Raw genomic sequence first — 8,661 nt, 5'->3', positions numbered from 1 at the left:
ATATTACGCTTTCCTCTTTCAGAGTCAACCCTAATTTTCAGGATTTTTTCTCTGCGACCCCCGGATACTCTGTGAAGTTGTTCACATGTTCCGTGTCGATGGAGGCGCATTATAGGGAGTTCCTCGCAGGCCGCAACAGGTATTTTCAGCAAAAACGATCGTTAGCTGCATTCCACAGCAAAACCCCGCTTTATACCCACTTGCACACAGTGTTATCCACAGATGCGATTTGTACGGAAAATTTACGAGCGCCACGCAAACGTTTTCGCTACAATTCCCCGCGACGAAACGATCCCCCTTTTTACGGGGGCGTTACCTGAATTTGTGCCTGTCCCTCCCTTTATAAGGCAGAAAACCGCGCTTTATAGAGAGAACGAGGTGGACATTCACGTAACGCTCTTTAATTGCGACTCAAAGCCAAGGGATAAAACCATGCAACAACCTCGTCCAATCCGCCGGGCTCTGCTCAGCGTGTCTGACAAAGCCGGTATCGTTGAATTCGCCGAAGCGCTTTCCCAGCGCGGCGTTGAACTGCTCTCCACCGGCGGCACCGCCCGCCTGCTGGCAGACGCCGGTCTGCCCGTTACCGAAGTTTCCGACTACACCGGCTTCCCGGAGATGATGGACGGACGAGTTAAGACCCTGCACCCGAAAGTTCACGGCGGTATCCTCGGCCGCCGCGGCCAGGACGACGCGGTCATGAATCAGCATGACATCCAGCCTATCGACATGGTGGTCGTCAATCTGTACCCGTTCGCCCAAACCGTGGCGCGCCCAGATTGCTCGCTGGAAGACGCGGTCGAAAATATCGATATCGGCGGCCCGACCATGGTGCGCTCCGCCGCCAAGAATCATAAAGACGTCGCCATCGTGGTGAAGAGCAGCGACTACGCCGCCATCATTACCGAGATGGACAACAACGACGGCTCGCTGCGCTATGCCACCCGCTTCGATCTCGCCATCAAGGCCTTCGAACACACCGCCGCCTACGACAGCATGATCGCCAACTACTTCGGCGCGCTGGTGCCGGCGTACCACGGCGAGACCGAACAGCCGTCCGGCCGCTTCCCTCGTACTCTGAACCTCAACTACATCAAGAAGCAGGATATGCGTTACGGTGAGAACAGCCACCAGCAGGCCGCCTTCTATATAGAAGAAGAGGTAAAGGAAGCGTCCGTCGCGACCGCCGAGCAGCTGCAGGGCAAAGCGTTGTCCTATAACAACATCGCCGATACCGACGCCGCGCTGGAATGCGTGAAAGAGTTCGCCGAACCGGCCTGCGTGATCGTCAAGCACGCCAACCCTTGCGGCGTGGCGATCGGCGACGACATCCTCGCCGCCTATGAGCGCGCTTACCAAACCGACCCGACTTCCGCCTTCGGCGGCATCATCGCCTTTAACCGCGAGCTGGACGCCGCCACCGCGCAGGCGATCATCAGCCGCCAGTTCGTGGAAGTGATCATCGCGCCAAACGTCACTCAGGAAGCGCGCTCCCTGCTGGCCGCCAAACAGAACGTGCGCGTGCTGGCCTGCGGCCAGTGGCAGCAACGCGTGGCGGGGCTGGACTTCAAGCGCGTCAACGGCGGGCTGCTGGTACAGGATCGCGATCTCGGCATGGTGACCGCCGCCGATCTGCGCGTGGTATCCGAGCGCCAGCCGACCGAACAGGAACTGCGTGACGCGCTGTTCTGCTGGAAAGTGGCCAAGTTCGTGAAATCCAACGCCATCGTTTATGCGCGTGACAACATGACCATCGGCATAGGCGCCGGCCAGATGAGCCGCGTTTATTCCGCCAAGATCGCCGGCATCAAAGCGAGCGACGAAGGGCTGGAAGTGAAAGGATCCGCCATGGCCTCCGACGCCTTCTTCCCGTTCCGTGACGGCATCGATGCCGCAGCTGCAGTCGGCATCACCTGCGTGATCCAGCCTGGCGGCTCGATCCGCGACGACGAAGTGATCGCCGCCGCCAACGAACACGGCATCGCGATGATCTTCACCGACATGCGTCATTTCCGCCATTAATTCCTTTTGCCGCGTGCGCTTCGGCGCACGCCATTCGTGGAGCCCCTGATGAACATTTTGATTATCGGCAACGGCGGGCGCGAGCACGCGCTGGCCTGGAAAGCCGCCCAGTCTCCGCTGGCGGATAAAGTCTACGTTGCGCCGGGTAATGCCGGCACCGCGCTGGAAGCCAATCTGGAGAACGTGGCGATCGCCGCCACCGATATCCCCGCCCTGGTCGCTTTCGCCCAGAGCCATGACATCGGTCTGACCATCGTTGGGCCGGAAGCCCCGCTGGTGATTGGCGTGGTCGACGCCTTCCAGGCCGCCGGTCTGAAAATCTTCGGCCCGACGCAGGCCGCCGCGCAGCTCGAAGGCTCCAAAGCTTTCACTAAGGATTTCCTGGCGCGCCACCGCATCCCGACCGCCGAATACGAAAACTTCACCGACGTGGAGCCGGCGCTGGCCTACGTGCGCAGCAAAGGCGCGCCGATCGTCATCAAGGCCGATGGCCTGGCGGCCGGTAAAGGCGTGATCGTCGCGATGACGCTGCAGGAAGCGGAAGAGGCGGTGCGCGACATGTTGGCCGGCAACGCCTTCGGCGACGCCGGTCATCGCATCGTGGTGGAAGAGTTCCTTGACGGTGAAGAGGCCAGCTTCATTGTGATGGTCGACGGCGAGAACGTGGTGCCGATGGCCACCAGCCAGGACCACAAGCGCGTCGGCGACGGCGACACCGGCCCGAACACCGGTGGCATGGGCGCCTATTCTCCCGCACCGGTAGTGACCGACGAAATCCACCGGCGCGCCATGGACCAGGTGATCTGGCCGACGGTGCGCGGCATGGCGGCGGAAGGCAACACCTACGTCGGCTTCCTTTACGCCGGCCTGATGATCGCCGCCGACGGCCAGCCGAAGGTGATCGAATTCAACTGTCGTTTCGGCGATCCGGAAACCCAGCCGATCATGCTGCGCCTGCGTTCCGATCTGGTGGAACTGTGCCTGGCGGGAGCCGAAGGCCGCCTGAACGAGAAAACCTCCGACTGGGACGAGCGCCCTGCGCTCGGCGTGGTGCTGGCGGCCGGCGGTTATCCGGGTGACTATCGCAACGGCGAGGTGATCCAGGGGCTGCCGCAACAGGAAAGCGCCGACGGTAAGGTCTTCCATGCCGGCACGCGCCTGCAGGGCGATGACGTCGTCACCAGCGGCGGCCGCGTTCTGTGCGTGACGGCGCTGGGCGACACCGTGGCGCAGGCGCAACAACGCGCCTATCAGCTGGCGGAAGGCATCCAGTGGCCGGGCAGCTTCTGCCGCAAAGATATCGGTTATCGCGCGATTGCGCGCGGCAAGTGATTTGACCTGATAAGGTCATGACAAGAGGCTCCGCAGCGCGGGGCCTTTTTTATAGCTGGTCTTCTTTCGGTTCCCAGCTGCAGAAGTCGTCGTTCGCCACCAGCAGCAGCTCGCTGCCTTCCGGCGCTTCCAACCAGGCGACGCTCACCGGCCGGCTGCTGCTGCGGGCGCGTTTTTCGATCCAGGCGATGGCGGAAGCATCCAACCCGGGTTTTAAGCGCTGCCCGTCGCAGGTTTGCACTTCGCCCTGCAACCAACGCCCCTGCAGCAATTTAACCTTGCCGGCGCGCAGCGCATTGCTGACTTCGAGGATACGTCGCGCCTGATATTGATACAGGGCGATTTCATCGCGGGTCAGCGGTTCGCGGCGTGTCGCCAGCTGGCGCTGCATAAAGCTCACCGTGCCGTCGTCGGCAAAGCGCAGTTGAATGGAATCTCGATCGCCGTCGGCGTCGTTGCGTTTGATTTGGCGCAGCACGTCGCCCTGATAGGTGTACAGCGTGGTGATGGTACCCGGTCCGCGGTAGGGACTATAGACGCTGACCAGCACCTGCGGGCGATGTTGCTCATCGTCTTTACGCCACAGGCGTATCACGCCTTGATCGGCCACAAAGCCGCTGGCGGTAAAGCTGGGAATATCGGAATGGAAACTGCAGGCGCTCAGACCGAGGGCGATGCCGGCGGCCATGAGCACCCGACGAGTAAACAAAAGGGGCGCCATCGCCCCTCTGTTTAATCTTTTCACCGAGGCGCGGTCTTATTTAACAGCGTCTTTCAGTGCTTTGCCAGAAACGAACGCAGGCACGTTGGCTGCTGCGATTTTGATTTCTTTGCCAGTCTGTGGGTTGCGGCCAGTGCGCTCGCTACGATGGTTTACTTTGAAAGTACCGAAGCCAACCAATTGTACTGCATCACCTTCTTTCAGAGACTCAGTAATAGCAGCCAGGGTGGATTCCAGAGCCAGTTTAGCTTGTGCTTTGGAAAGGTCAGCCTTGTCCGCGATTACATCAATCAGTTGAGTCTTGTTCATAAGTTATCCTTACAGTGTGTTTATCGTTTGCAAAGCATCGAGTGCGACGGATATGCCGATTGACAGCACTCTCCTGCATACACGCACCGATAGCCACTTTTTTTACGCCCCCCAAATGTAGACCAGACAGGGTGCGGATGTGAAGCCTTAAGGCATGACAAATCAGGCGTTAAATCACGTTTTGTTGCCTTATTGCGCTAAATTTATCCCGATGTTGCTGACACCGGCCTCTCGCAGGTCGGATCGCAGCCCCTTGATCAGGTCTATATCGCGCTCTTCACAGGCGTCCAACAGGCGGAAAATTTCCCATTGAATGTCCCATTCTTCCTCTACCGCAGGCAAACTTCCCAACTCTTCGTCGGTCATTTCCCTACCGGCTTGAGTCATTTCCAACATCGCCACGGTGCGAATCGATGTTTCGCTGATGGCGATGGCGTGCTCCAGCGTCTCCCCGCCGAGCCGCGAATGGATCAGTTCCCCTAATGCGATACAGGCATCAATTGCCGGGTAAACGCCGTAAAGATCGTAATCTTCCGCCGACGGAATCGCCTCTTCCAACTTCTCGAGCTGGCTGTCGAAGTTGACCTTGGCGTCCTTCACCACCAGCGTTTCCCACACCAAATCCAGAATGCGGCGATAAATCGCCGGATCGCCGAACTCGGTCTGTTTGCAGAACATCTGGTAATTCGGGTACATACGCTCGCACAAACTGGCCATAAAGGTCAAATGTTGCCAAGCCTCGTGCCGTTCCAGACGTAAATGAATCGGGTTACGTAGCATGCTTTACTCTCTTACGCGTTATCTGCGGCGCAGTGTACCCGAAATCGCTCATGGCGACACCTCCGGATGCTGCTGCAACCAACGCTGAAACGCCGGACGGCGCGAAGCGATGGCGTCGGCCCAGCGGGTCGGCTCCGGCAAACGGTAGCCCGCCATACAGCGCTGCACCCACACCAGCGCGCTGTCGGCGCCCACGCGGTGACCGGTAGAGATGAATAGCGGGTTGCAGCGCGCCTTGCTGCGCCATACCCAGCCCAGCTGTTCCCCCTTATCTTCCAACGGCGCCAGCGCGCCGACGGCGGCCTCCAGCGGCGCGAATTTGCCGCACAGGCGCTTCTTGGCCACGCCGATGGTCGGTACATCGACCAGCAGGCCGAAATGGCTGGCGACGCCGAGGCGCCGCGGATGTGAAATACCATGCCCATCGACGAAGATCAGCCCCGGCTTTTGCCGCAGTTGTGCCCAGGCGGCCAACAGCGCCGGATATTCGCGAAACGACAGGAAGCCCGGGATATAAGGCATGACGGTGGCGATGCGCGCCACCTGATATTCCACCAGCTCCAGCGACGGATAGCGCAGTATGGCGATGGCGGCACGCGTCACCGCCCCCTCCTGCTCGAAGCCCACGTCAGCGCCGGCGATGAAGGCCGGCGGTTCGGCCGGCAGATCGTCGTAGCGAATGATTTCAGCAGCGCGCCGCAGCTGTTCGGCGCGCAGGGCCTGCATATCGGTCACATCGAATCCTTAACGGTGGTATTTCGCCGACTGCGCGTGCACCGCCTCGACGAAGGCGCCAGCGTGCTCAGGCGGCACATCCTGATGGATGCCGTGGCCCAGGTTGAACACATGACCGTTGCCGTGGCCAAAACCGGCCAGAATGGTCTCCACCTCTTCCGCGATGCGCGCCGGAGAAGCATAGAGCATCGACGGATCCATATTGCCCTGCAGCGCCACTGTGTCGCCCACGCGACGACGCGCGTCGGCGATATCGGTGGTCCAGTCCAGCCCCAGCGCATCGCAGCCGGTGGCGGCCATCGCCTCCAGCCACTGCCCGCCGCCTTTGGTAAACAGCGTCACCGGCACGCGGCGGCCGTCATTTTCACGCAGCAGGCCATCGACGATCTTGTGCATGTAGTGCAACGAGAACTCGCGGTAATCGCGCCCGGTCAGCACCCCGCCCCAGGTGTCGAACACCATCACCGACTGCGCGCCGGCCTTGATTTGGGCGTTGAGGTACAGGATCACGCTGTCCGCCAGCTTGTCCAGCAACAGGTGCAGCGTGGCCGGTTCGGCATACATCATTTTTTTCAGCTTGGTGAAGGCCTTGCTGCTCCCGCCTTCAACCATATAGGTAGCCAGCGTCCACGGGCTGCCGGAGAAGCCGATCAGAGGCACTTCGCCCTTCAGCTCGCGGCGGATGGTGCGCACCGCGTTCATCACATAGCCCAGCTCCACTTCCGGATCGAACGCCGGCAGTTTGTCGACGTCGGCACGGCAGGTGATAGGTGAGCTGAAACGCGGGCCTTCGCCGGCTTCAAAGTACAGGCCAAGCCCCATGGCGTCGGGAATGGTGAGAATGTCGGAGAACAGAATGGCGGCGTCCAGCGCATAGCGGCGCAGCGGCTGCAGCGTAACCTCACAGGCCAGCTCCGCGTTCTTGCACAGCGACATGAAATCACCGGCCTGGGCGCGGGTCGCCTTGTACTCCGGCAAATAACGACCGGCCTGGCGCATCATCCATACGGGGGTCACATCCACCGGCTGGCGCAACAGCGCGCGCAGGTAGCGATCGTTCTTCAACTCAGTCATTTATGGGGCTCCCTTAATAATCTGCCGGCCATTGTACATTATTCTTCCCGGCACAGCGCCACGGTGTCCTCAATCAACCGGCGCGCCACGGTGCCGGGCGGCGGCAACAGCGGCAGTTGGTCGTAGCGATACCAGCCGGCGTTGAGCAGCTCCTTGGGATCGTGACGAAGGTCGCCCTGATGGTAATCGGCCATAAAGGCCATCATCAGCGAGTGTGGGAACGGCCAGGGTTGTGAAGTGACGTAGCGCAGGTTCTTGATTTCGATATTGCTCTCTTCCATCACTTCGCGCGCCACCGCCTGCTCCAGCGTTTCGCCCACTTCGACGAAACCGGCCAGCACCGTGTGGATACCGCCGCGATGGCGCACGTGCTGCGCCAGCAGGATCTGATCGTCGCGCCGAATGGCGACGATCACGCAGGGCGCAATCTGCGGGTAGTACCGTTCTTTGCAGTGGCCGCAGAGGCAGGCGCTTTCGGTGCGGCTGAGATGCATCTCATGGCCGCAGTAGCCGCAATAGCGATGGGAGCGGTAGAAATCCGCCAGCTGCACGCCGCGCCCGGCAAGCTGGAACAGACCGCGATCCTGATCCAACAGCTGACGCACCGATCCCATCTCCCGCGGCATCGCCTGGCGCACCAGCCAGACCGGCGCGCCCTCCCACTCACCGATGACGCGCGCCATGTGGCCCTGCAGCCCGAGGGCGGCGGCCGTCCCCGACGGCAATTCACCGTTCGGTAACCAAAGTTTGCTTTCATGGCTGACGATCCACCAGCCGTTTTCATTGCCCGTTAATGCAAGTTCCATATCGTTGTTGCACAACCTCAGCTTCACTGGCACTCTACAAATCGGCTTTGTTACATTTTAATAACTTACCGGTTACTTTTGTTACTTACACGGAGTCAAACATGCTCAACCGTTTGGAAAGGCTGACTCAGCGCGTTGGCGGTAGTAATGAATTAGTTGATCAATGGCTTCAGGCCCGCAAGCAGTTGCTGGTCGCCTACTGCACGCTGGTAGGCCTCAAACCGAATAAAGAAAAGCATACGCCGCTGAATGAAAAAGCGCTGGAGAACTTTTGCCATAACCTGGTGGATTACCTCTCAGCAGGGCATTTTCATATCTATGACAGAATTATCAAACAAGTGGAAGGCGCAGCCAGTCCGAAAATGTCGCTGGCGGTGAACATCTACCCCAAGCTATGGGCCAATACCGAACAGATCATGGCGTTCCACGATCGCTATACCGAAGTGGATATCGATCAGGAGGTCTGTCTGGAATTCCATCAGGCCTTGTCGGATATCGGCGAAACGCTGGCGGCGCGCTTTGCGCTGGAAGATAAGCTGATCCTGTTGGAAGCGGAGGCCGCGCAGCAACCGCTGCCGGACCAGGCGCTGGATCCGGCGCGTTAAAATTTTATAGTTTTTTTTCTTATCCCTCCTATACTGGGGGGCATCTTGTCGGAGTGCCTAGCGCCTGATTTGTTCATCGAATCAGCCAGGCTGAGACCGTTAATTCGGGATCCGCGGAACCTGATCGGGTTAATACCCGCGAAGGGAACAAGAGTAATCTATCGCCACAGGCACGGCCTTCCCCTTGCGGGCGCCCAGCCTTATCGGCCACCATCATTACTCCCTCCGAGCTCCAGACAAGCAACTTTCCCAACCCAACACACTGGTAGGAACTTGC

The 8,661-nt window shown here is 59.8% G+C and carries 9 protein-coding genes and 1 riboswitch; of the genes, 3 read left to right on the top strand and 6 right to left on the bottom strand.

What is annotated here, in order from left to right; all coding sequences use genetic code 11:
* Positions 1–432: 432 nt before the first annotated feature.
* Entirely contained in the window at positions 433–2,022 is a 1,590-nt protein-coding gene (purH, locus tag ACJ8IP_RS23900; protein WP_089181545.1) for a bifunctional phosphoribosylaminoimidazolecarboxamide formyltransferase/IMP cyclohydrolase, read from the top strand.
* Positions 2,023–2,070: 48 nt separating this feature from the next.
* Complete coding sequence (gene purD / locus ACJ8IP_RS23895) at positions 2,071–3,354, top strand: phosphoribosylamine--glycine ligase (RefSeq protein ID WP_046688074.1); 1,284 nt, start codon at positions 2,071–2,073, stop codon at positions 3,352–3,354.
* 49 nt (positions 3,355–3,403) lie between these two features.
* Here purD and ACJ8IP_RS23890 read toward each other — a convergent pair whose 3' ends face one another.
* The 6 genes from ACJ8IP_RS23890 to nudC all read right to left on the bottom strand — a co-directional run bounded on the left by ACJ8IP_RS23890 (position 3,404) and on the right by nudC (position 7,779).
* The gene (locus tag ACJ8IP_RS23890) at positions 3,404–4,075 is read right to left on the bottom strand and encodes a DUF1481 domain-containing protein (RefSeq protein WP_080273415.1); all 672 of its coding nucleotides are present in this window, start codon (positions 4,073–4,075) and stop codon (positions 3,404–3,406) included.
* A 36-nt stretch (positions 4,076–4,111) separates the two neighbouring features.
* Complete coding sequence (gene hupA / locus ACJ8IP_RS23885; protein ID WP_004929874.1) at positions 4,112–4,384, bottom strand: nucleoid-associated protein HU-alpha; 273 nt, start codon at positions 4,382–4,384, stop codon at positions 4,112–4,114.
* Between the two features lie 189 nt (positions 4,385–4,573).
* On the bottom strand, positions 4,574–5,164 hold the full coding sequence (locus tag ACJ8IP_RS23880) for a YjaG family protein (RefSeq protein WP_033644369.1): 591 nt from the start codon (positions 5,162–5,164) through the stop codon (positions 4,574–4,576).
* A 48-nt stretch (positions 5,165–5,212) separates the two neighbouring features.
* Positions 5,213–5,899, bottom strand: coding sequence for a deoxyribonuclease V (gene nfi, locus ACJ8IP_RS23875; RefSeq protein ID WP_047024910.1), 687 nt, complete (start codon positions 5,897–5,899; stop codon positions 5,213–5,215).
* 9 nt (positions 5,900–5,908) lie between these two features.
* Positions 5,909–6,973 (bottom strand): uroporphyrinogen decarboxylase, encoded by a 1,065-nt coding sequence (gene hemE, locus ACJ8IP_RS23870; RefSeq protein ID WP_033652710.1) that lies wholly within the window; start codon positions 6,971–6,973, stop codon positions 5,909–5,911.
* Positions 6,974–7,011: 38 nt separating this feature from the next.
* Positions 7,012–7,779, bottom strand: coding sequence for an NAD(+) diphosphatase (nudC, locus tag ACJ8IP_RS23865; protein ID WP_033652716.1), 768 nt, complete (start codon positions 7,777–7,779; stop codon positions 7,012–7,014).
* 101 nt (positions 7,780–7,880) lie between these two features.
* On the opposite strand from nudC, the gene ACJ8IP_RS23860 reads away from it, so the two are divergent.
* Positions 7,881–8,384, top strand: coding sequence for an Rsd/AlgQ family anti-sigma factor (locus ACJ8IP_RS23860; RefSeq protein ID WP_019456431.1), 504 nt, complete (start codon positions 7,881–7,883; stop codon positions 8,382–8,384).
* A 39-nt stretch (positions 8,385–8,423) separates the two neighbouring features.
* A riboswitch (TPP riboswitch) is annotated at positions 8,424–8,548 on the top strand.
* Positions 8,549–8,661 lie beyond the last annotated feature (113 nt).

It is taken from the genome of Serratia sp. CY52157 (assembly GCF_052168495.1).
In the GTDB taxonomy this organism is placed as follows: domain Bacteria; phylum Pseudomonadota; class Gammaproteobacteria; order Enterobacterales; family Enterobacteriaceae; genus Serratia; species Serratia ureilytica.
The sequence above is the reverse complement of the archived record's forward strand: the minus strand, read 5'-3'. Positions and strand labels throughout refer to the sequence as shown.